We start from the raw sequence: 22,138 nt of genomic DNA, 5'->3' as shown, positions 1-22,138 counted from the left end.
CTATCCCTCGTCTTCGACGTCGTGGCCGCGCTGAGCGGGCGACGAGGAGACGTCCTCCCCGAACTCGTCGAGCACGTGGCGACCGTCCTCCTCCGTGGTCTCCTCTCGGAGCTCCTCCGGGTCCGGCTCGGGGCCGGCATCGTCCCGGTGCTCGGTGACGGCGAGCTCGTCGTCCGCGCCGAGCTCCTCGTTCTCTTCCCACATGCGGCTCATGGTGGACCTCCCCCGCATCTCTTCCGCCGGCCGACCGGCCGACTCCGTCTCGGAGGCTCGCGGCTCCCGTCGCGGACGGCGTGCGCAGGCCCCGACGGGTGCGTGCCCGTGCATCGACGGTAGCCTGCCGCCGAGGGGCGAGTCAGGGGGTCGACACGGCGCCTCCGGCCCCGCTACGATTCTGGAACCGAGCGGCCTGGCATGAGCTCGGCGCCGCCCGCTCCGCGGGCGACTACCTCACCGGGCTCGGTTCGCGCAAGCCCCTAGGGGGCGGAACGCGATCCTCGTAACGTCGGGAACACATCTCCTCGCAATTCATGCGGGGGTTCGACTGAAGGGAGACGCGGAGATGGGATTTCTTGCATTCCTGCTCCTGGGACTGATCGCCGGTGCGATCGCGAAGGCCATCTTGCCCGGGCGCCAGGGCGGGGGCTGGATCGCCACCCTCCTGCTGGGCGTCGTGGGCGCCATGCTGGGCGGCTGGCTCGGCTCTCTTCTCTTCGGGGCCGACCTCGGCAGCTTCTGGTCGCTCGAGACCTGGCTGCTCGCCATCGGCGGCTCGATCGTGGTGCTGCTGATCTACGGCCTCATCGTGGGCCGCAGGAGGGAGTGATATGACCGAGGAACGCCGCGAGGAAGGCCGGAAGGACACCGCTGAGCCGGCCGTGGAGAGCACCGACGCGCCCCCTGTGGAGAGCGATGTCGTGAGCGATCCGGCTCGCAGCGACGACGTCGGGAGCGACTGGTCGACCGAGGGCGGCGCGACTCCCGACGGGCCCGCGACCGCCGAGACGGCCGGGGAGGAAGAGGGCGAGGAGGGCCTGCCCCGCATCACCCTCGATCCTCCGGATTGAGCGGCCGAGGGGGCCGGCCTCAGGGGCGTCTCCACTGCGAGGTGGAGGCGCCCCTGTCGTCTCACCGGAAGCGCTCAGCGCTCAGTGGTGGGAGTCGTGCCCGTGGCCCTCGGGCTCCTTGGCGAGTCGGAGCCCTGCGGGACTGTTGGCGAGGCCCATGAGCAGCTCGATCCACTCCCGGTTCACGGGCGGGGTCTCGGCGGACTCGAACTCGAAGGTGAGGGTGTGAGAGGGATGCATCCAGATGCTGCGCTGCAGGCCTTCGTCGGTCCAGGTGAAGACGAAGCTCTCCTGGAGCACGAACTTGCCGGTGATCACCACGCGGAGATGAGTGAGCGTACGGTCGTCGAACTGGAAGGGCTGGTGCTGACCGTAACGCAGGTATCCCATGGTGTGCTCCTCGATGTGGTGGATGAGACGCGGATGCGCCTCGGTGCCGAACGCCGCCGCTGCGGCTCCCTACGGGCTACTCGACCTGCCTCCGGGCCGCGTACGATTCGGCCTCCTTCTCGCTGATGAGGATCAGGCCGCGCGGGGTGTGGGAGAGTTCGCCCAGCACCTCGAGCCACGTCTGGTTGAGCTCGGGAGCTCGGCTGCCGGCGAAGCGGAAGATGAGCGGGATGTTCGGAGACACCCAGAGCGAGACCCGGCCGCTGCCCTTCTCGACAGGGTTGGACCAGCTCACGAAGAAGCACTCCTGGCGCCTGAGCTTCATGCCGATCGCGACTTTGGCGTGGGCCAGGGCTCTGTCTTCGATCTCATACTCGACGGCTGCTCCGTACACGAGATAACCCATGCCTAATGGTTGCACAGGTGGGAGGCTTCCCGCCATTTCGACGCGCGGCTTTCCCGCCGCTGACCAGAACATTTCGCGGGTTCCGAGCGGGTTCGGGCGCTCCGCTCGCTCCTCCGCCGGGAGCCTTCGGGGGCGGCGTCGCCCCCTGCGTCGATCCCGCGCTGGGAGAATGTGCCCATGAGTGTGCGCATTCTCGCGATCGGCAGGAAGCACGAGGGCTGGGTCTCCGAGGGGATCGAGCGCTATGAGAAGCGGCTGCGGAAGCCGTTCGACACGAAGTGGCAGCTGCTGCCGCACTCCTCGCGCGACGGCGAGGCGGCGCGGGCGGAGGAGTCCGAGCGCGTCCTCGCGAAGGTGGGGCGCGACGAGTTCCTCGTGCTGCTGGACGAGCGGGGGCGCAACGTCGACTCGCCGGCGCTCTCGGGCGCGCTGCAGGGGGCGCTGGAGCGGGGAAGGCCGGTCACCCTCGTCATCGGAGGGGCCTACGGGGTCGACGACGCGGTGCGGAGCCGGGCGGACTTCGTGTGGAGCCTCTCGAAACTGGTCTTCCCGCACCAGCTCGTGCGCCTGATCGTCGCGGAGCAGCTCTACCGGGCTCAGGAGATCGCGGCGGGACGCCCCTACCACCACGTCTGAGGCGGCCTCGCCCGTCGTGCTGAACGGCGCTTCCGTGCTCGGGGCATCCGAGCGGGATCCCCGTCGGGAGGCGACCCGTCGATGTCGGTGGCGGAGCCTACGGTGTCCGCATGAACCCGTTCCGGCTCACCACCCGACTGAGCCCGGCGCCGCGCGTGGACCCCGGTGCCCGGCCGGCCGCCGCCGTACCCTGGCGCGTCGCGAGCCGTTCGGACAGCGGTGTGATCGAGTTCGAGCACTGCGGGCCCGAGCCGCTGCGAGGGGTGAGGTTCTTCCTGGCGGGCGGAGGACTGCTCGGCCTGTCCCTGCCGCGCACCGTGCACCCCGGGGAGCGGCTCCGCGTGGTGCTGCGCGGGGTGCACGCCGACGAAGCGGTGGTCAGCGCCGACTCGATGCTGGTGCTGCGGTGGTTCCACGCCGACGGGACGGAGCTGCTGTGGCCGATCGCGCTCTAGAGAGACGGACGCGTCGAGGCCCGCCGCGCCTGTGCCGGCGGTGCTCGTCGCGGCGCCGGAGATGTTCGTCGCGCCTCGGCCGCATGCCGCAGCTCCCCGTTCAGGGGTCGTGCGCTTCGGCGCTCAGCCCGCGGGCGCGGATCAGGTCGGCCGCCGTGACCCGGCGCTCCCGTGGTGCGACGTGCTCGGCAGTGACGTACCGCGTCAGATCCGACACGGTCGTGTTCAACGCCGTGGCGATGCGGGTCAGCGTGTCGAGGTTCGGGTTGGCCTCGCCGCGCTCGATCTTCCCCAGATTCGACGAGTGCAGCAACGCGAGTTCGGCCAGATCGTTCTGGCTGATGCCCAGGGCCAGTCGGATCTCGCGCACGCGCGCCCCCACCGCGCGTGCGGGGAGGCGGGAGAGGGGAATGTCCATGAGTGTATGTTCGTGCCCGCGCGGGGGAGAATCCAGAGGCGAATGCGCTCGAAGCCCGGACGCTCAGATCGTCCAGGACCAGTGTCTCGCCTGTGAGGTCACAATGCGTATGAGATGGTTCTCGTGTGAGAGCACGCGCACGGCTCATCTCGCCGGCGGGAGTTCGGGTGCGGGATGTCGCGCAGGCCCGGCGAGGAATCCATGCGACACGCCGGAGCGGGGTGTGTGGGCAATTTTCTTTCGCCGCCTCGCCCTTGTGGATAACCGGGGAAGAGGGGCGGAATGGTGCCGAAAGTTCTCCCCAATCCGAGCTGCCTCCCGGTGGAAACGGCGTGGAAAACTACACAGCTGTAACTACAGCATCTTGTGGTCGGCGGCAGTGTGGTTCACTATATGTAGTGCCTCGAACGGGGCGCGGCAGATTTTGACGAAGGGCGTGAAATGGCGATCACGGTGTACACCAAGCCGTCGTGCGTGCAGTGCACGGCGACCTACCGGGCGCTCGACAGCAAGGGGATCGAGTACAACGTTCTCGACCTCTCGCAGGACGAGACGGCGCTTGAGACGGTCAAGGAGCTGGGCTACCTCCAGGCGCCCGTGGTGGTCACTGAGGACGAGCACTGGTCGGGCTTCCGCCCCGACAAGATCTCGGAGCTCGCCGGCCGTCTCGCCGACTGACGCTGCTCGATCGCCCGCGGCTGGCCGGTCGCGGGCGATTTTCTCTATGGAGACGAGGCTGAAGGGGGCGGCTGTGGCGGATCTGGTCTATTTCTCGAGCGCATCGGGGAACACGCACCGTTTCGTGCAGAAGCTCGGCCAGCCGGCGGTGCGCATCCCGCTCTATGCGAAGGATGAGCCGCTGGTGGTGGACGAACCCTTCGTGCTCATCGTGCCGACCTACGGCGGCGGGCCGGAGACCCGTGCGGTGCCGAAGCAGGTCATCAGATTCTTGAACGATGAGCGGAATCGAAAGCACCTCCGGGGCGTTATAGCTGCGGGGAACACGAATTTCGGTGAGGCCTACGGGATCGCGGGCGACATCATCGCTCGCAAGTGCCGCGTGCCGCACCTGTATCGATTCGAACTCTTTGGGACCGAGGACGACGTCAACGCCGTTCGAGAGGGATTGGAACAGTTTTGGAAGCAACACTGACGGAGACGAGCCTCGAATCGTCGAAGATCAGCGAGATGGATTACCACTCGCTGAACGCGATGCTCAATCTGTACGACGCGAACGGCAAGATCCAGTTCGACAAGGATCGGGAGGCCGCGCGCCAGTACTTCCTGCAGCATGTCAATCAGAACATGGTGTTCTTCCACAACTTCGAAGAGCGCATGCGCTACCTGATCGACAACGACTACTACGAGAAGGAACTGCTGGATCAGTACCCGCTCTCGTTCGTCGAGGAGCTCCGCGACGAGGCGTTCGCGATGAAGTTCCGCTTCCCCACCTTCCTCGGCGCGTTCAAGTTCTTCACCTCGTACGCGCTGAAGACCTTCGACGGCAAGCGCTACCTCGAGCGCTTCGAGGATCGCGTCGTGATGGTCGCGCTCGGCCTCGCCCAGGGCGACCATGAGCTGGCACGCGGTCTCGTCCGCGAGATCATCGCCGGCAGGTTCCAGCCGGCGACCCCCACGTTCCTCAACCTCGGCAAGGCCCAGCGCGGCGAGCTGGTGTCCTGCTTCCTGCTGCGCATCGAGGACAATATGGAGTCGATCTCGCGCGGGATCAACTCGTCGCTGCAGCTGTCCAAGCGCGGCGGCGGCGTCGCGCTGTCCCTCTCGAACATCCGCGAGGCCGGCGCCCCCATCAAGAAGATCGAGAACCAGTCCTCGGGCATCATCCCCGTGATGAAGCTCCTGGAGGACAGCTTCAGCTACGCCAACCAGCTCGGGGCCCGTCAGGGCGCCGGGGCGGTCTACCTGTCGGCGCACCACCCGGACATCATGCGGTTCCTCGACACGAAGCGCGAGAACGCCGACGAGAAGATCCGCATCAAGACCCTCTCCCTCGGCGTCGTGATCCCCGACATCACCTTCGAGCTCGCGAAGAAGGGCGAGGACATGTACCTGTTCTCCCCCTACGACGTCGAGCGGGTGTACGGGGTCCCCTTTGGCGACCTCTCGATCACCGAGAAGTACCACGAGATGGTCGACGACGCGCGCATCAAGAAGACGAAGATCAACGCGCGGCACTTCTTCCAGACCATCGCCGAGCTGCAGTTCGAGTCGGGGTACCCCTACATCGTGTTCGAGGACACGGTGAACAATGCGAACCCCATCAAGGGCCGCATCAACATGTCGAACCTCTGCTCCGAGATCCTGCAGGTCAACACCCCGACCACCTACAACGAGGATCTCAGCTACGACGTCATCGGCAAGGACATCTCCTGCAACCTCGGCTCGATGAACATCGCCATGATGATGGACGGCGACCGCTTCGGCGAGAGCGTCGACCTGGCGATCCGCGCGCTCACCGCGGTGAGCGACATGAGCCACATCACGTCGGTGCGCTCGATCGAGGACGGCAACGACAAGTCGCACGCCATCGGCCTCGGCCAGATGAACCTGCACGGCTACCTCGCCCGCGAGCGCATCCACTACGGCAGCGAAGAGGGCGTCGACTTCACGAACATCTACTTCTACACGATCCTGTTCCACGCGCTGAAGGCCTCGAACCGCATCGCGATGGAGCGCGGGCAGCGCTTCGAGGGATTCGAGGATTCGAAGTACGCCTCGGGCGAGTTCTTCGACAAGTACACGGATCAGCCGTGGGAGCCCGTGACCGGGCGCGTGCGCGAGCTGTTCGCCTCGGCCGGCGTCGAGATCCCGACCCAGGACGATTGGCGCGAGCTGAAGGCGAGCGTGCAGCAGCACGGCATCTACAACCAGAACCTGCAGGCGGTGCCGCCCACCGGTTCGATCTCGTACATCAACAACTCGACGAGCTCGATCCACCCGATCGCGTCGAAGATCGAGATCCGCAAGGAGGGCAAGCTGGGCCGGGTCTACTACCCGGCACCCTTCCTGACGAACGACAACCTCGAGTACTACGAGGACGCGTACGAGATCGGCCCCGAGAAGATCATCGACACCTACGCCGCGGCCACGCAGCACGTCGATCAGGGCCTGTCGCTGACGCTGTTCTTCAAGGACACCGCCACCACGCGCGACATCAACAAGGCGCAGATCTACGCGTGGCGCAAGGGGATCAAGACGATCTACTACATCCGCCTGCGCCAGCTCGCACTCGAGGGCACGGACATGTCGGAGTGCGTCAGCTGCATGCTATAGCGTGAGCGTCGAGGGCACCGGTTCGCCGGCGCTCTCGGTTCGCGGGGGCCTGTCCACCCCGATCCCGAACTGAACAAGCGGCCGGATGCAGGAGCCGCGAGCTGAGAAGAAGGAAACGATGAACTTCAAGCTGGGCCATGTGGTGCAGGCGATCAACTGGAACCGGATCCAGGACGACAAGGACCTCGAGGTCTGGAACCGGCTCGTCAACAACTTCTGGCTGCCGGAGAAGGTGCCGCTGTCGAACGACGTGCAGTCCTGGACGACGCTCACCCCCGAGGAGCAGTTGCTCACGATGCGCGTGTTCACCGGCCTCACGCTGCTCGACACGATCCAGGGGACGGTGGGCGCCGTCTCGCTGATCCCCGACGCGATCACCCCCCACGAGGAGGCGGTGTACACCAACATCGCGTTCATGGAGTCGGTGCACGCGAAGAGCTACTCGTCGATCTTCTCGACGCTGTGCTCGACGCAGGAGATCGACGACGCCTTCCGCTGGTCGGTCGAGAACCCGAACCTGCAGAAGAAGGCCAAGATCATCGTCGACTACTACGAGGGCGATGATCCGCTGAAGCGCAAGGTCGCCTCGACGCTGCTCGAGTCGTTCCTCTTCTACTCGGGCTTCTATCTGCCGATGTACTGGTCGAGCCACGCGAAGCTCACGAACACGGCCGACCTGATCCGCCTCATCATCCGCGACGAGGCCGTGCACGGCTACTACATCGGCTACAAGTTCCAGAAGGGTCTCGAGACCGAGACCGAGGAGCGCCGCCAGGAGCTCAAGGACTACACCTTCTCACTGCTGTACGACCTCTACGAGAACGAGGTGCTCTACACGCAGGATCTCTACGACGGCGTCGGCCTCACCGAGGACGTCAAGAAGTTCCTCCACTACAACGCGAACAAGGCGCTCATGAACCTGGGCTACGAGCCAATGTTCCCGAAGGAGATGACTGACGTCAACCCGGCGATCCTGTCGTCGCTGTCGCCGAACGCCGACGAGAACCACGACTTCTTCTCGGGGTCGGGGTCGAGCTATGTGATCGGCAAGGCCGTTGCGACCGAGGATGAGGACTGGGACTTCTGAGTCGTTGATGTAGCCCCAGGCCCGTGAGGGCTGATGAGAGGCCCGGAACTGCAGGATTCTGCAGTTCCGGGCCTCTTTTCATGCCACCTCCTGATGAACAGAGGAGGACGGAAATGCACATCAGTATCCAGTCGGAGTGGCACGGAGGTGGCACGGGCGCACCTGCCAGACCAGAGCGGGGTGGGTTCCCGGACGGAAAGCAGGTTCGAGAGGTCACCGAGGCCGTGCCACAACGTGCCAGCGAGGACGTTTCAGGCTCGCTCGGAACCGCAGAATCATGCGGATCTGGGCTGATCCAGGTGCCTAGTGGCACGAAGTGGCACGACCGTCCGCAACAGTCCGTTTGCGGCCACGGGAGGGCATGATGAGCGTCACGGAGCAGAAGAGGCCAACTACAAAGCGTGAGACCTGGGGAAGCCTGCGAAAGCTCCCTTCGGGGCGATGGCAGGCTCGCTATCCGGCGCCTGACGGGGAGATTTACACTGCGCGAACCGACGACGACAAACCGCTGACGTTCCTTACCAAGACGGATGCTCGCACCTGGCTCGCAGGCGCTCACACGAAGATTGCTCGCGGCGACTGGCAGCCTCCGTCCGCAGTGGCTGCACGTCGTCGCGCGGAAGCAGCTGCGGATCAGGCGCGCGCGGTCGGGTTCTCGGAGTACTCGGAGCGTTGGCTTGCAATGATCCGCACGGAGCCGAACCGCAGCGGTAAGAAGCGTGCCGTCGGCACCGTCCGCTCTTACCAGAGCAAAGTCACGGGCTATCTGGTGCCAGAGTTCGAGAACACTCCAATCCGTGACATCGACGAGGCCCGGATTCGCGTCATGACAGAACGCCTCGACAAGATCCCATCGCCGTTGAATCCGAGGTCGAAGTTCAACGGCGTCACGCGTCCGGTCTTGATCGTATTGATGATGATCTTGCGACAGGCGGCACGGGACGGCATCACTCCTGCGGCTCCGAACGTCTCGATTCCACGTCAAGAGCCGGTGCGACACGATGCCGACCACGATGCCAGCGAGGACGTGATCGCACCCGAACAGGTTGAAGCTTTGTATGCGGCGGCACCCCCTGAGTGGTCGATCATGGTGCTGCTGGCCGCGTGGTGCCAGTTGCGGCGAGGCGAGTGCCTCGGACTCCAACGCCGAGACGTTGAATGGTACCCAGACGGGAGCGCCACGCTGCACGTACGTCGACAGCTGAACGCGAACACCGGGGACTACACAGATCTGAAGAGCGACGCAGGCAAGCGATCGCTCAGCGTCCCAGATCTGATGGTTGATCGCCTGCGCGAGCACCTTCTGTCGCGCGTCGCGCCGGAGGCCAAAGCGCCCTTGGTGCCGGCAAGCCCTCGCGGAAGCATGCCCCTTTCCAACACTCGCTGGGGGTTCATCTGGGGTGACGTCCGTGACAACGTCGCTGGGCTGCCCCCAAGGTTTCGCTTCCACGATCTGCGCCACACCGGTCTGACGCTGTTCGCTCAAGAGGGTGCCACGTTGGCTGAGCTGATGCGTCGGGGCGGGCACTCGGATATGAGGATCGTGTTGCGATACCAGCACGCCACGATGACGAGAGATCGAGAACTCGCCTGTCGAATGAGTCGCCGTGTCGAGGCTGCCATCACCTCCGCACTGCCTGAGAACGGTAGTAGCGGTGCGGCCCGGGATTCGTGAAGGGCACCTATGGGATGAACCCATGTGACGACAGAGAAGGAGAGGTGTTGACATGGTTCGTCAATCTCGAACAAAAGTGCCCGTCGAGAACCTGGTCCCGTTGGCAGAGGCCGCGGTGAGATTCGGGGTGTCCGTGAAGACGCTACGCCGGCGGATCTCGGACGGCACGGTTACTGGGTACCGTGTGGGACGCCTGATCCGAGTCGACATGAAGGAGCTGGAAGAACGATTGCTGGTCGAGATTCCATCGACGCGATAGAAGTGAAAAGGGAGGAACGGTCCTGGCGGACGTTCCTCCCTTTCGTGTTGGCCGGGAGTCCAACCACGGGTGCCGGCCGGGATCATTGAGACTTCGAACCCTTTGCGGCCGCGACCGCGGCGGCGATCGTTTCCTCTTCGATCTGGGCGCGACGGGCGGCGTCGGCAGAGACGAACGTGATGAAGTCAGCGTCCCGATCCGGGATTACCTCATCCTCAATCGGTGCCTGCGCAACCTCACCAGGCCAGGTGGTCTGCCGAGTTGGCCGGTCGCGATCCAGGCGGGTGCCGCAGGTGGCCACCCATTCGCGGAGCCGTTCGCGGGCGAGCGCGAAATCGGTGTGCCACGCGATCGGCCCCGACCCGTCCTGTTCGGGGTCGTAGCTGCACAGCCAATGCGTGTGCAGCGCAGAGAGCTCCCAGACGAGTTCGGGATGCCGATGCCAGAACGGCGGCACTACCGACGCGGGCAGCCCATAGGTCTCGCGGAGCTGGTTCACCCACTGGTTCAGATCGAGCCATTCTTGTTCGGCTTCGTGCGAGCGCAGGAGATGCCAGTTGATCGGCTTCGGGGTGATCGGCAGAGAGACAGTGCTGAGCGGGTCAGTGCCGTCGTCCTCCTCCTCGAGTTCTTCGGGGTCGAAGCCTTCCTCGTCGGCGGGCGCGTCGATGTTCATGGCGGGGTCCCCTTCCCGGTTCACATGGCCCTGGCGAACACCGGCGACGTGCTCCGCTCAGTGCCTCGGGCAGCGGTGCTGGTGCGTTCGACGGTTCGGCTGGCGCGCTGGCTGCGATCCATCGTGAAGGTGGTGCGGGCGGCGTCGGGGCCGATCTTCGAGACGATGAACTGCTCGATCTCGGTCGGCACACCGTCTCGCTCGATGGTTCGGCGATTCACGCGCCCCTCGGCGACGAAGTTGTCGTGCTTCTGCAGCGTCGACAGTGCGCGCACGGCGCTCTCCCCGAACGCGACGAGGTCATGGAACGAGGGTTCGAGCTCCGTGAATGTGCCGTCCTCCTCACGCCGGTAGCGGGGCTTGCCCACGCGGGCGAACATGCGCGGCACCCCGCTCTTCGTGGACGAGGGATGCGGGGTGGTTGCGATGAACCCTGACAACGAGGTCTTGGTCGGGATCGACACGATTTCGCCTCCTGCTTCACGGCCGCGCCCATCACGGCTCTACGAAACAGGTGCACCTTCTCTGCCTGACGGATCGTCCGCGCCCGGCTGGGTGTTGGCCTGCCGGTAATGGAGTTTTGCTTCGACCGCGCGGCGGTCGGCTACGAGTTGTTTCCCGTCGGCGCGCTGGTTCCAGGAGCGCAGGCGTGCCACGATCGGCGGTGCCGCGCGCAGCAGCACGAGGCCGGTGCCGAACGGGAGTCGGCGGATCGCGTCGGGCGGCATGATCGGTACGCGGCGGATCGAGCGTTGCGCGGAGCGGGTGCCGTGGTCGCCGACGGTGGTGGAGTCGGTGATCTCATCGCGTTCCCCAATCAGGGTTGAGAGGTCTTGGAGGTCGCGGCTGTTGGAGGCGCCGCCGAGGACGATCTTCACGATCGCGGCATCCCAGATCGCGGAGGCCGCGTGCTCCGACCACTGCTCCCGCGCCTGCGCAAGCGACTGCAAGACCGGCATGGTCGTGATCCCTGTGCCGCCGCCTTCGGCCATGAGCGTCGGCAACGACGGCAACGGGCTGAGGTTCGCGACCTCGTCCAAGCAGAGCAGCAGGGGCGGATCGAGTCGTGCGCCTGCGGAGCGTGCGGCGAGGCGGCGGGCTGCCTCGACTACGTCTTCGATGAGCGCTGCGACCAGCGGGGCGCTGTTGTTCGCCCCGGCCGCGGTCGCCAGCAGGTACAGGGTGCCCTTCTTCGCGAGGAAGTCTTCGGGGTTGAATACCTCGTCGGGGCCGGGGGTGACGGCATCGAGCACGCGGGGGTCGGCGAGGGCGGCGAGGGCGAGGGAGACGCCCTGCCAGATCGAATCCCTGGTACGCGGGTCCGCGTCGATCATCGCCTGCAACGCCTCCGCCCACCCGCCCGCGGCTTGCGGGTGGGTGGCGAGGATCGATACGGCGTCGCCGGCGGCTGCGGGGTCGAGCGTCCACCGGAACAGGTCGGCGGGCTGCCGCTGGTCGAGGGCGGCGGCGTGGAGCAGACATTGGAGCGCAACACGGGTTTTCGCTTCCCAGAAGTCTCCGCCCTCGACCCCGCCTTTCCCGAGCCCGGTGGCGGAGGCGAGCCCTGCGGCGCGAATCATCGCGGTGAGGGGATCGGTGCAGCCTCTGACGGGCGACCAGCGGAGCCCGGCGGGGATGCCGTCGGCGAGGTGCTGCGGATCGAACACCGCCACCGGCCCCACCTTCTCCCTGGCCCGGATCGTGGCGGTCACGTTGTCCGGACGAGTGGACGTGGTGACGACCGCGCCGGGGGCGGTGAGGATCGAGTTGATGACGATGTGCACGCCCTTCCCGGAGCGGGGCGGCCCGATCAGCAGGATCGAGTCTTCGACCGACGCCCACACCTCGACCCCGCGCGACACCCCGAGCCGGTACCCGACCTCTGAAGGCTCAGGGTTCTCGAGCGACGGGCGCAGGTTCCCCGCCCGAGCCAGGAGCGCGCGCGGAGATCCCGCTTTCGCGACTTCGGCGCGGGTGGCGATCCCGGCGATCCGGTACGGGTCCATCGCCTGCCGGCGGCCGTGCTGCCGGATCGCCGTCCACCCCCGCCAGGCCGCAGCCCCGGCGGTGAAGATCATGGTGCCGGCGATGACCCAGTACACGACCGGGTTCAGGCCCGGCGCGCCGAGTGCGGCGCCAGGGGCGCCGGGGTGCAGGAGCACCCCGGCCCCGGCGCCGAACCCGGTATCGGGTTGCGGGGTGCCGGTGAGGAACGCGGTGACACTGCCCGCAGCCCGGAGGATCACCGCGATGACGGCGAGGGTGGCGAGCCCTACGAGGGCGGCGTTGGTGAGTTCGTCGCCGAGGCTCCCCGTCGGGCGGATCGGGGAGGTCACTGCGGTGCCCCGATGCAGACGGTGGCAGAGATCCGGCCGAGGAGAATCACTTCATTGGTGGGCGCGTGGTCGAGGTAGCGGGAATCGATCAGGGCGCGGGCGATGCCGTCGGGCCCTGTCTCGGTGTGCGCGATGACGATCGCGACCGCGACATCCTCGCCCGGCACCATCCCCGACCCCGCGAACTGCACCAGACGCGGCACCACCGGCACCGGCACCGCGGCCACGGGCGGAACCTGTTGCACCGGCTGCGCCTCTGGTTGTGGGGTGCGGCGCGGGCGCGGGGTGTAGAAGTCGGTCATCGTGCGGCCGTCGGTTTCGATGACGTCGACGCGGATCGTGCAGTCGGTCTGCTCGCGGATCGCGTCCACGATCGCCGGGAACGATCCCCGCCGCCACGGCGGGGAGAACTCCGGCGGCAGAAACGGCGCCCCGTCGACCGTGACGGCCAGGGTGCCGTCCTCGGCGACGACGATGCGCACCATCACCACGGACGGATCAGCAGGGTTCGAGCGATCACGCTTCGACATACAGGGTCTCCTTCATAAGACGGGCAGGCAGAGATCGGCCCGAGGCAAGGGGTGCCATCGGGCCGGAAGACACACACCCAGGACGGCGCGACGTGGATGGCAGTGATGAGCGCCGGGGTTCAGAGCGCTGGCCGGCCCGCGCCGCGGCCTGGGTCTGGGGCGGTGCGGCGGGCGGCCGACTGATATGCCGGCGGGAGCTGGTACGCCGCTGGCGTCGGGTCGAGCATCGCTTCGACATCTCCGACGCTCGTGGTGACTTCTGCGAGGCCTTCGGCGAGGAGCCGGTGGCAGCCGGCTGAGTTCGCGGAGGTGATCGGCCCAGGGATCGCGCCGAGCTGGCGGCCGAGTTCGTAGGCGGCGACCGCGACCCGGAGGCTTCCCGACCGTGCCCCGGCTTCCGGGATCACCGTCGCGGCGGAGAGGGCAGCGAGCAGACGCGAACGTGCCTCGAACCGGCCCTTCGTCGGCGCATATCCTGGCGCGGCCTCGGAAAGGAGGAGGCCACCCTGATCGGTGATGCGGCGGAACAGGTCATCGTGCGCCTGCGGATACGGCCGATCCAGGCCACCCGCGAGCACCGCGATCGTAGATGCCGAACGCGCAGTGAGGGCGGCGCGGTGGGCTTCGGCGTCGATGCCGTAGGCGCCGCCCGAGACGAGGATGCGCGGCGACGCTGCGAGCTGCCACGCGAACTCACGAGTGACCTGCACCCCATAGCCGGTGGCGGCGCGGGCGCCGGTGATCGTCACCCGGGACGAGAGCGAGGCGGTGAGCAGTTCCGGGTTGCCCTTCGCCCACAGCGCCAGCGGTGCGGCGTGGCCGAGGTCTGCGAGGGCTGTGGGCCAGCCGGGGCGGTGCGGGGTGAGGATGCGCAGGCCGTGGCGCTCGGTCAGGCCGATCAGCTCATCGGTGAGCGCGTCCTTCTGCAACGAGGCGGCCTGCTGCCGCCACCTCACCCCGGCCACAGGGTCGACCTGTGACGGGATCGCTGCGCCTGGGTCGCGGATCAACGCGAGCGTCTCCGTGACGCCGATGGCCTGCACGAGCTGCCCGGTGACCGGATCACCGGGCTCGGTGAGCACGGCGAGCGTGATCCGCGCGATCGTGTCTGCCGTGTACTCGCTCATTACCGCCTCCTGCACCGCCGTCACTGTCAGAGGACAGGTGCGCCAGGCGGACACGCGAAAAGGGCGGGGCGCAGACCCTGGGGAATGGTCTGCGCCCCGCCCAGCATGGGGGTGCTGGGGTTACTGGTTCATGAGGTCTTCGATACCGGTGTCCTCCTCTCCGCTGTCTCCGCCTCGCTCCCGGTGGAGCGCGAGCCTGCGCCCGAACCACAGCGTCACTCCGGCCGCGAGGAGCGCGACCAGGCCGCCGGCGGCGATCAGCCACGGGAACCCGCCCCCAGTCGTAGCCAGCTCGGACGGCGTCTCCGGAAGCTCCGGCTGCTCCGGCGTCGGCGGCACCTCTTGCGGCGTCTCGGTCACGACCGTCGTCTCACCCGGTGCACCGCATTTCCCTTCCGCGATGACCTTGCCCGTGGCGTCGTAGAGGGTTTCGACCCAGTAGACGTGCCCGGCACGGTCGACGCTCGTCTTCCCGGAGCGGTAGATGCCAGCCTGGGTGACGGCGATCTTCTCGGAGGTGAAGAACGGCACCTCGCAGACCGGCTCGGCGTCGGGGTCGTGGGGGCCGTAGGCGCGGAACACGAGGTACGCGCCGTCGGGGATCTTCGTCCCCTGCACGAGTGCGGTATCGTCGAACTCCTCACCGACCCCCGCGACGGGGGTGGCCTGCGTGATGACCGACACCGGCTGCTCGTCATCGGGAACGTAGAACCGCTCCCAGATATCCGTCGGCGAGCTCGTGAAGGGCTGCACGCGGTCGTCGCCCGCGAACCGCGTGACGATGACGTAGTAGCCGGCCTCGGTCGGCTGGATGCGGTCCTCATTGGTGTAGCCGATGTCGTAGACCCCGTTCTTCGCGGGCGTCGTGATCCGCGTGAGCACCGGGGCATCCGACAGATCGAGATCGTCGGTGAGCTCCGCATCGGTCTGGAAGGGGCCGTAGACGGTGTGCTCGATCTCCTGCTCGTCGGGCCCCCAGTAGCCGTCACCTGTGAACTCGGGGTGATTCTCCGGGAACCCAGAGACGGTGATCCGGTCGAACGCGCGCCCGTTCTTGTGGACGTTGTATTCGCGGACTTCCGAGGTGATCGTGAGCGGCCACCTGACGGAGTGCGATTCGATGTTGATGCCGTACTCGTCCTGCCAATCGGCGGCGATGTACGGGCGCACCCACTCCGGCTGCGACGCCTTCTTCACCTGCCACACCCAGGCCACGAACCCCGCATCCGGCAACTCCACCTCGGGCGACTCGTACTCACCGGGCCCGGGCGCGGTTACCGTGACGGTGCCGATCGGCACCGCACCCGCCGGCGCCTCCGCACCCTGCACCGGCGGGAGGGTTCCGGGTGCCTGGTAGGCGGTGCCCTCGAAGACGACCGGGATCGGCTCGCCGTTGTGCTTCAGCCAGGCGCCATTGGTCGAGGAGACCGTGATCGTATCCGTCACCCGGTCGCCGGGCTTCACGAGCTTGCCGTTCGCCTTCGATACCGCCTCCGGCTGGAACGGCGTGACCGAGGTCTCGGCCACCCGCCCGAACCGATCCGTGAAGGAATCGGTGAGGTACTTCGCGTTCGCACCCTGCTTGGTCTTGTCGATCCTCCACACCCACGTGTAGAACCCCGACTCCGGGGCCGTGAGCGTGCCCGGCGACACGTAGTTCCCGGGGTGCGTGAGCGTCAGCGACTCGGTCCCGAGCACGGGCGCGCCCTCTGGCGGTGCGTTCGCTTCGACCGGCTGCGCGTCGAACGGCCCGTAGAGGGTGCCTTCGGCGAGCACCGGCACCGGGATACCGTTCACCTTGATCCAGGAGTGCTTCGTCACCGTGACGTTCAGCTTGTCGGAGAATACGTCGCCTGCCTGCACGAACTTCGCATCCACGACCGTCTCGATCACCGGCCGGAAGTCCAACGGAATCACCGCTGACTGCGCAGAGGCGAACAGCGGCTCGAACGAGGCCGCGCCGAGGATGCGTTGCTCGCCCGGAGTGTAGAACAGGTCCACGCCAGCCCCGTACCCAAGCGACGGAGCCTTGAGGCTCGCGGTGATCTGATAGTCCGGTGCGCCCTCGGGTGGGATACCGACGATCTCATGTGTCCCGACACCGAGTGTCGCGGAGGTGCTGCCGTTCGTGAAGTTGGCGTTGGTGAGCGTAACGGTGCCGGTTGCGCTCGTGGGGTTCGCCTGGACTTTGAGCTGCCCCTGGTACTGGTCGGTCATCGTGATCGACATCGACACCGACGGGTTCGCGACGGCGTTCGCCGCCGACTCGCTCCGCATCGTGGTGAGGTGCGACAGGATCGTGGCCTGCATGTTCCCGGGTGCCCGGGTGACGAACTGCCCGTCTCCGCCGCGTGCGGAGTAGTTGCCGCGGTCGGCGATATCCCAGACGTATAGCTGGACGGCGGAGGTGATGTTTGGATCGTTGCTCTCACCCCACCGCCCGAGTACGTAGTTCAGGCGGGCGAGCTCGGTCGCGCTGAGGCTGTCGAGCGTGGTCTTCAGCTCCGGGTGTTGCGTGTTGCCCCACGGGGCGAGCGCGTCGAGATCCATGCAGTACGCCTGACGGCCATGCGACGAGAAGGAACCGAGCCAGAGATCCTGATTGCCATACCCGACGCCCAGGGTCGCGGCCTGCGCCGGGGCTGCCGGGAAGAACAGGCTGCCAAGTAACATCAGCAGGATTGTGAGGGTCGTCGCAACGCTTGAGACAACGCGGCCGGGCAGCGGTGATTTGTCGGGTGGTACGAGAATGTGAGCAGACAAGTGGGATCTCCTTATTGATTGTGTCCGCCGTCGTCAGAACGGCAACAGCTACTAGTCAGGTGCGCACACTGCACCGGTAGGACTTGGACGAGCACTACATAGGTCTCTCCGGTTGCTCAGTGCAGCGCGACGGGGCTGCCGGGAATGCCGCGCCATAGTAGAAGTACCCCGCTTCATGGAATCTCGTGTCAAAGCAGGTCGCTGCCCGGCTCCGGCAGCGGGTGCCGTCGACGATCGCAACGAGGTCGAAGCCCTCGGTTCCGTACTCGGTGGTGATCCGAAGGCTGCCGTTCGGGTCGATCCGCGCGGCTGCGCCATACTGTACGGTGCCAGGACGAAGCAGATTGGTGAGTACTCGGTGCTGGTCGGTGCGGAGGGCGCTGCGCAGCGATGCGACCGAGGATTGGGGTTCGGTGAGTAACCAAATGCCCGAGGGCTTGCGCTACCCGGCGCCTTGACGCGATCTATCCACTCGATTCTGAACTGACCGCATTACCCAGACCAGAGCGTCGAGTGCTTGGAACGTGTTCCCGAAGAGCATCAGCGCTGCAACGTCGGGATCTTCATCATCAAGGCTGGAGAAGGAGACGCCATCGGCGGTACTGCTTTCGACGGCACATTCAGTATCGACGCCTCTGCTATCACGAGGGAGTCCATCCCGGTCTGGGGGAGGGGATGTGGCTACGGCAATCGCTGTCGACAGGTCGTGCGTGCTGTTCATCAAGTCCACCGCCTATGGCCGAGAAGACTCGCTCACGCACATCGGACCCTTATCGACCGAATGCACGCCCACGAGTGGGAACGTGCCAAGCTCACCGACCGAGGCGCCAAGCTGCTCGTGCCGACCGTACTCATCATCGCCGCTTCTCCGTGGGCGCCTGTGAACACCGTCTCCGCCACCGTGAAGGGCGCGATCGGCTCCGCCTCCAAGCACTGAAATGTGCCCAAGCTCCGTCAGGAGTTCGAAGAGCTGGGTACGATCCGCACCGTGGCCCTCAACGGTAAAGGCGCACTTACCCGCAACTAACCCCAAGTCGTCGAAGTCGTGAGCTTCGAATGCGCCGAACGCGAGGTGATCGGCTTCGCCAACGCACTCGAATCATCCAGCATGCACCCGCCGTCGTGACCGTGCCCGATGCGGCGACCAGGCGAGATGCTTAGTAGGATGAGCCGTAGCGCGGAATCACCGGCACCGCCTCCTGCCAGAGGATCCGAATCAGTATTGTCCGCTGGGTTGATCCCGGTAAGGACCGACTCGCCACCGAGTAGCTTGCCGAGCAGGGTATGATCATCGTCGTGATCGAAGCCGATTGGGAACTCCCCAATCTCATCGAGGTTCGCGACGAGTTGCGTGCGCGGGATTGGCTGAGACGATCCAAATGCTGCAGGAGACGGGATCTCTCGATCATGCTCACCGGTGGCCACGATTGCACTGCACAGGCTCTGGCGGCCGACTCCGGCATCTTGAGTATGCACGCCGGGCGGTCCCCGCAGACAAGGCCATGCCATCAGCGCCCTCGTCGCCGCTGATCCCACGGTGATAGTCGGCGATGGTTTTTACGACGTCCCGGCGCTCGCTCCGGTGACCGTCGCGATGAGCGTCAAGGTTCCGTGGCTGCCATTGAGTCTGCTGGCGTTGCCAATAGCCGTCACGATTCAGTCTTCATTCCGCAGAACCTTGTGCCAGCTCAGCGGGGCCGGCGCATCGTTATCCGGAATATAGCCCTAGCCCTCTACATCGTGATTGTCCCCTCGTGCTGTTCTGTGCACTCGGGTAACCCGGAGTCGTGCACGTTCTCAAACTCGCGTAGCGCTCGTGATCCTCAACGGCGTCCCTGCCCCATACCAGTGGGTGCGGCAGGATCAGCCCTGGCATGCGGAGCCGCGCCGACACTGGCAAAAGCGCCGACGTACGCCCACACGCAGTAGCATCCCCTGGCTGACCTCAGGTTCCGATGCTAAATTGTTACATGACAATGGAGGTGATGGAGTGATGAGTGCACGCGTTGCATCGCGACGACCGCTATCGCGGCGTGCGATCCTGACCCTCGTCTGGGTCGGCGCCTTCGTCATCCTCGGTCTCGTCGGACTGCGCGCGCACAGCGCCGAACTCAGCAGCGTGCCGGTAATCGCCGAGGCCTCGGCGAGCACCAGTGCGACCACCCCCTCAACAGCCTCGACCGCCACGCTCGTCGAGGGGGGCGAGCACGCCGCCCACGGCAGCGTGCAGAGCTGGCACCTCGATCTCATCGCGATCTGCATGCTCACCATGCTCGCCACTCTGATGCTGGTCGTGCTCTTCACCCGGCGACCGTGGCTACAGCTGCGGCTCGGCAGGATCCGCGAATGGGCGGTCGCCCTGCCGCGCGCACCCGCCCGCCCGCAGCCATTGCTGCTCCTTCACTCGATCTCGCGAACCTGATCTCCACCGGGAAACCCGTGCACGGGGATAGCCCGCGAAGCTCCGTGTGCCTCCAACCGGCACCACGTTCCCTCTGAGAGCTTCGCCGGCCCCTGCAAAAGCGCTGACATCGGCACGCCTTCCGGCATTGCGCACTCTCGAACATCACTCGGGCGCACGAGCGCCCCCGATCAGGAGCCAGCAGTTTGAACTGCACAGATTCACCGATCAAAGCTAAACACTTCCTCTTCGTCTTCGGCACCGTGCTCCTGAGCATCTGTTTCGCCGTCGTCTCGTTCTTCGTCCTCGGAGTCGTCTTTTGAGGCGGTGTCGGCACGCCGAGGAATCGGCGGGGCCGAGGCGGAGCACCTGGATCGAACCCACTGATACAGACGAACGCTCGACCGACGACTCGGCTCGGCCCCGCCGATCCAAGCATGCAGCCGCAGCACCGTCCACGGTGCCATACACCGATCTCCCGGCGCAGCCCGTCAGCGAGCTGCCTGCCGCCGAGGAGACGCCGACCGGGGGCGGAACGGAACCCGAGACCGGCACGGCACGGCGACGCTCACAACTGCGCAGCTTCGTCGCTGGCAGTACGGCGCTCGCGAGCGTCACCGTACTCGTGGCGGGTACCGTCTTCCCTGCGACCAGCGCCGCGACCGCCGATACCCCCGTCTTCGCGAGCCGACAGCAGGCCTTCGTCACGGGAGGCACAACCGACACTCCGACGCTGCTCGACGAGCTCTCGGTCTCCCCGACTGCGATCGCGCCCGAGATCGGGCTGAGCGGTGGGGCAGTGACCGTCAGCGGCCTCACCGACACCACATTGCAGTACCCCTTCGCCCAAGAGGTGCCGCTCACCGATGGCTTCGGATACCGCTCCGCACCAGTCGCAGGCTTCCACGACGCACAAGACATGGCCGCTGCCGGCGGCACTCCGATCCGCATCGTCGGTGACGGCGTGATCACTGAGGCTGGCTGGGCCTCCGACGGCTGCGGCTTCTCGCTGAAAGTCCAGCACCAGGTTGCCGGTCAAGAGGTCATCAGCCGGTACTGCCATATGCAGGAGAACTCCCACTCCTGGCAGGTTGGCCAAACCGTTCAGGGAGACGACCAAGCCGGACTCGTCGGAACCACCGGGATGTCCTTCGGCAACCACCTGCACCTGGTGGTGCGCGTCGAAGATGAGCCCGTCGACCCGCTGCCGTTCATCGCCGCGAACTCGAAGTAGCCCCCTCCCCGGCGAGCACTCGCCAGCGTCAGTAAGGACAACCCCCGACCGTGTACCCCGCGATGGCCAGCCTCGAGCTCGGCGACCTCTTCCAGTTCGATTTGCGCAGCATGTCGCCGCTCGCCTGGCTCGCCGTCGTCTGCCTCTCCATCTACCTGACCGGGGCGATCTCCCTCTGGGTACGGGGAAAACGATGGGGCGTCGGTTCGACGCTGCTGTTCACCGTCGGCTGCCTCCTCTGGTTCGCGGCCACCGGACTGCGCGCGAACGCCTACGCCGAGGAACTCGTCTCGGTGCTGCTCTTCCAGCAGATCACGCTCATGGTCGTCGCACCCCCGTTCCTGCTCATGGGCTCTCCCGGCCGTCTGCTCCTGCGCGCGACGCCGCGCCGGGGACTCGGGCGGCCGGTGATGCGCGCCGCGCTCAGCGCCTACCGCTCGCGCACCGCCCAGGTGCTCCTGCACCCGGCCACCGTGATCGTCATCGCCGTCGTCGCCTTCCCTACCCTGTACTTCACCGACACCCTGAGCTGGTTCCTCGAGCTCCCGTCCGGGCATCTCATCCTGCTCACCCTGTTCCTCGCCTTCGGCATGATCGGTGGCGCTCCGCTGTGGTCACTCGACCCGTTGCCGCGCGCCCCATCGTTCGTGGTACGCATCGTCGACGTGCTCCTCGAGATCCAGATCCACGCGATCTTCGGGCTCGTGCTGCTGCGCAGCACCGAGCCCATGTTCCGCTGGTACGCCACCGACCCCGAAGCGTGGGGGATCAGCCGCGCTCTCGACCAGGCCATCGCTGGCGGCCTGATCTGGTCATACGGCGAGCTGCCGCTGATCATCGTGCTCATCGTCACCATTTCCAAGTGGCGCACGAGCGATCTGCGGCAAGCGAAACGTCGAGAAGCTCAAGAGGACGCGGAACTCGACGCCTACAACGCCTACCTCGCCGCGAAGTTCGGAAAGGAGCAGTGATGGCGACGATCCTGATCTTCGCGCTCACCGCGATGCTCGGCGTGCTGGCCATCTTCCAGATCGCCCTGGCTGCCGGTGCACCGCTCGGCAAGTACGCGTGGGGCGGGGAACACATCACGCTCCCGCTCAACCTCCGCCTCGGCGCGATCTCCGCTGTGCTCCGCTACGCCTTCATCGCTTTCATCGCCCTCGATCGCAGCGGCACCATCGCTGTGCTGCCCGGGGAGTTCAGCTTCTGGGTGATGTGGCTCATCGTCGCTCACCTCGGGTTCAGTGTGATCCTCAGCCTGCTCTCCAAGAGCAAAGACGAGAAGATGACGCTCGCTCCCTACACCTTCGTGATGGGCCTGCTCAGCCTGCTCATCGCTCTTCAATAGGGTGCAGTATGCCGTGCGCGTCAGTCCACTCCCATG

26 protein-coding genes and 1 pseudogene are annotated in these 22,138 nt (G+C 66.2%); 16 read left to right on the top strand and 11 right to left on the bottom strand.

What is annotated here, in order from left to right:
• Positions 1–213, bottom strand: a complete 213-nt coding sequence (locus tag JD276_RS06085; protein WP_200114776.1) for a hypothetical protein — start codon at positions 211–213, stop codon at positions 1–3.
• A gap of 349 nt (positions 214–562) precedes the next feature.
• Here JD276_RS06085 and JD276_RS06080 point away from each other — a divergent pair, with 349 nt between their 5' ends.
• The gene (locus JD276_RS06080) at positions 563–826 is read left to right on the top strand and encodes a GlsB/YeaQ/YmgE family stress response membrane protein (protein ID WP_200114775.1); all 264 of its coding nucleotides are present in this window, start codon (positions 563–565) and stop codon (positions 824–826) included.
• Position 827: 1 nt separating this feature from the next.
• Entirely contained in the window at positions 828–1,067 is a 240-nt protein-coding gene (locus JD276_RS06075) for a hypothetical protein (protein WP_200114774.1), read from the top strand.
• Positions 1,068–1,148: 81 nt separating this feature from the next.
• Here the strand turns inward: JD276_RS06075 and JD276_RS06070 are convergent, their stop codons facing one another.
• Together JD276_RS06070 and JD276_RS06065 are read right to left on the bottom strand one after the other, a co-directional pair.
• Positions 1,149–1,457 carry a DUF7882 family protein gene (locus JD276_RS06070; protein ID WP_200114773.1) on the bottom strand — a complete coding sequence of 103 codons (309 nt, stop codon included), beginning with the start codon at positions 1,455–1,457 and terminating at the stop codon, positions 1,149–1,151.
• A gap of 76 nt (positions 1,458–1,533) precedes the next feature.
• A complete protein-coding gene (locus JD276_RS06065) occupies positions 1,534–1,863 on the bottom strand; it encodes a DUF7882 family protein (RefSeq protein WP_200114772.1) in 330 nt (109 codons plus the stop codon).
• Between the two features lie 177 nt (positions 1,864–2,040).
• Here JD276_RS06065 and rlmH point away from each other — a divergent pair, with 177 nt between their 5' ends.
• Complete coding sequence (gene rlmH / locus JD276_RS06060; RefSeq protein WP_200114771.1) at positions 2,041–2,499, top strand: 23S rRNA (pseudouridine(1915)-N(3))-methyltransferase RlmH; 459 nt, start codon at positions 2,041–2,043, stop codon at positions 2,497–2,499.
• A gap of 110 nt (positions 2,500–2,609) precedes the next feature.
• Entirely contained in the window at positions 2,610–2,954 is a 345-nt protein-coding gene (locus tag JD276_RS06055) for a hypothetical protein (protein WP_200114770.1), read from the top strand.
• A gap of 100 nt (positions 2,955–3,054) precedes the next feature.
• On the opposite strand, the gene JD276_RS06050 is transcribed toward JD276_RS06055, so the two are convergent.
• Positions 3,055–3,372: a helix-turn-helix domain-containing protein gene (locus JD276_RS06050; RefSeq protein ID WP_200114769.1), complete on the bottom strand. Its 318-nt coding sequence runs from the start codon at positions 3,370–3,372 to the stop codon at positions 3,055–3,057.
• A 441-nt stretch (positions 3,373–3,813) separates the two neighbouring features.
• Here JD276_RS06050 and nrdH point away from each other — a divergent pair, with 441 nt between their 5' ends.
• The 7 genes and pseudogenes from nrdH (at position 3,814) to JD276_RS06020 (ending at position 9,687) form a co-directional block, all read left to right on the top strand.
• Complete coding sequence (nrdH, locus tag JD276_RS06045; RefSeq protein WP_200114768.1) at positions 3,814–4,050, top strand: glutaredoxin-like protein NrdH; 237 nt, start codon at positions 3,814–3,816, stop codon at positions 4,048–4,050.
• Between the two features lie 73 nt (positions 4,051–4,123).
• A complete protein-coding gene (nrdI, locus tag JD276_RS06040) occupies positions 4,124–4,525 on the top strand; it encodes a class Ib ribonucleoside-diphosphate reductase assembly flavoprotein NrdI (RefSeq protein ID WP_307866481.1) in 402 nt (133 codons plus the stop codon).
• 35 nt (positions 4,526–4,560) lie between these two features.
• Positions 4,561–6,666 (top strand): class 1b ribonucleoside-diphosphate reductase subunit alpha, encoded by a 2,106-nt coding sequence (gene nrdE, locus JD276_RS06035; RefSeq protein ID WP_233615417.1) that lies wholly within the window; start codon positions 4,561–4,563, stop codon positions 6,664–6,666.
• 118 nt (positions 6,667–6,784) lie between these two features.
• Positions 6,785–7,753, top strand: a complete 969-nt coding sequence (gene nrdF / locus JD276_RS06030; protein ID WP_200114766.1) for a class 1b ribonucleoside-diphosphate reductase subunit beta — start codon at positions 6,785–6,787, stop codon at positions 7,751–7,753.
• A gap of 361 nt (positions 7,754–8,114) precedes the next feature.
• A pseudogene (locus tag JD276_RS16455) lies at positions 8,115–8,315 on the top strand (hypothetical protein); the annotation flags it as partial.
• Positions 8,316–8,435: 120 nt separating this feature from the next.
• Positions 8,436–9,428 (top strand): tyrosine-type recombinase/integrase, encoded by a 993-nt coding sequence (locus JD276_RS06025; protein WP_017883934.1) that lies wholly within the window; start codon positions 8,436–8,438, stop codon positions 9,426–9,428.
• A 52-nt stretch (positions 9,429–9,480) separates the two neighbouring features.
• On the top strand, positions 9,481–9,687 hold the full coding sequence (locus tag JD276_RS06020; RefSeq protein ID WP_051066173.1) for a helix-turn-helix domain-containing protein: 207 nt from the start codon (positions 9,481–9,483) through the stop codon (positions 9,685–9,687).
• A gap of 82 nt (positions 9,688–9,769) precedes the next feature.
• Here the strand turns inward: JD276_RS06020 and JD276_RS06015 are convergent, their stop codons facing one another.
• From JD276_RS06015 to JD276_RS05990, 6 genes are all read right to left on the bottom strand, one after another.
• Positions 9,770–10,363 (bottom strand): hypothetical protein, encoded by a 594-nt coding sequence (locus JD276_RS06015; protein WP_024356177.1) that lies wholly within the window; start codon positions 10,361–10,363, stop codon positions 9,770–9,772.
• A gap of 20 nt (positions 10,364–10,383) precedes the next feature.
• Complete coding sequence (locus JD276_RS06010) at positions 10,384–10,827, bottom strand: single-stranded DNA-binding protein (RefSeq protein WP_024356176.1); 444 nt, start codon at positions 10,825–10,827, stop codon at positions 10,384–10,386.
• Positions 10,828–10,866: 39 nt separating this feature from the next.
• A complete protein-coding gene (locus JD276_RS06005; protein ID WP_017883930.1) occupies positions 10,867–12,699 on the bottom strand; it encodes a TraM recognition domain-containing protein in 1,833 nt (610 codons plus the stop codon).
• Positions 12,696–13,184: a hypothetical protein gene (locus tag JD276_RS06000; RefSeq protein WP_233615414.1), complete on the bottom strand. Its 489-nt coding sequence runs from the start codon at positions 13,182–13,184 to the stop codon at positions 12,696–12,698. Before JD276_RS06000 ends, JD276_RS06005 begins: the two co-directional genes overlap by 4 nt.
• 164 nt (positions 13,185–13,348) lie before the next feature.
• The gene (locus JD276_RS05995; protein ID WP_017883928.1) at positions 13,349–14,356 is read right to left on the bottom strand and encodes a DNA-processing protein DprA; all 1,008 of its coding nucleotides are present in this window, start codon (positions 14,354–14,356) and stop codon (positions 13,349–13,351) included.
• Between the two features lie 120 nt (positions 14,357–14,476).
• Positions 14,477–17,029, bottom strand: coding sequence for a hypothetical protein (locus JD276_RS05990; protein WP_233615403.1), 2,553 nt, complete (start codon positions 17,027–17,029; stop codon positions 14,477–14,479).
• Between the two features lie 871 nt (positions 17,030–17,900).
• Here JD276_RS05990 and JD276_RS05985 point away from each other — a divergent pair.
• Positions 17,901–18,056, top strand: coding sequence for a hypothetical protein (locus tag JD276_RS05985; protein WP_017883926.1), 156 nt, complete (start codon positions 17,901–17,903; stop codon positions 18,054–18,056).
• An 86-nt stretch (positions 18,057–18,142) separates the two neighbouring features.
• Here JD276_RS05985 and JD276_RS05980 read toward each other — a convergent pair whose 3' ends face one another.
• Entirely contained in the window at positions 18,143–18,595 is a 453-nt protein-coding gene (locus JD276_RS05980) for a hypothetical protein (RefSeq protein ID WP_200114765.1), read from the bottom strand.
• Between the two features lie 517 nt (positions 18,596–19,112).
• Here JD276_RS05980 and JD276_RS05975 point away from each other — a divergent pair.
• The 4 genes from JD276_RS05975 (at position 19,113) to JD276_RS05960 (ending at position 22,102) form a co-directional block, all read left to right on the top strand.
• Positions 19,113–19,541 carry a hypothetical protein gene (locus tag JD276_RS05975; protein ID WP_017883925.1) on the top strand — a complete coding sequence of 143 codons (429 nt, stop codon included), beginning with the start codon at positions 19,113–19,115 and terminating at the stop codon, positions 19,539–19,541.
• Between the two features lie 439 nt (positions 19,542–19,980).
• Entirely contained in the window at positions 19,981–20,754 is a 774-nt protein-coding gene (locus JD276_RS05970) for a M23 family metallopeptidase (RefSeq protein ID WP_200114764.1), read from the top strand.
• A 62-nt stretch (positions 20,755–20,816) separates the two neighbouring features.
• On the top strand, positions 20,817–21,725 hold the full coding sequence (locus JD276_RS05965; RefSeq protein WP_233615402.1) for a cytochrome c oxidase assembly protein: 909 nt from the start codon (positions 20,817–20,819) through the stop codon (positions 21,723–21,725).
• Positions 21,725–22,102 (top strand): hypothetical protein, encoded by a 378-nt coding sequence (locus tag JD276_RS05960; RefSeq protein ID WP_024356173.1) that lies wholly within the window; start codon positions 21,725–21,727, stop codon positions 22,100–22,102. Before JD276_RS05965 ends, JD276_RS05960 begins: the two co-directional genes overlap by 1 nt.
• The last annotated feature ends 36 nt before the right edge of the window (positions 22,103–22,138 follow it).

Source organism: Leucobacter chromiisoli (assembly GCF_016522505.1).
In the GTDB taxonomy this organism is placed as follows: Bacteria; Actinomycetota; Actinomycetes; order Actinomycetales; family Microbacteriaceae; genus Leucobacter; species Leucobacter chromiisoli.
This window is presented reverse-complemented; position numbering and strand designations above follow the sequence as displayed.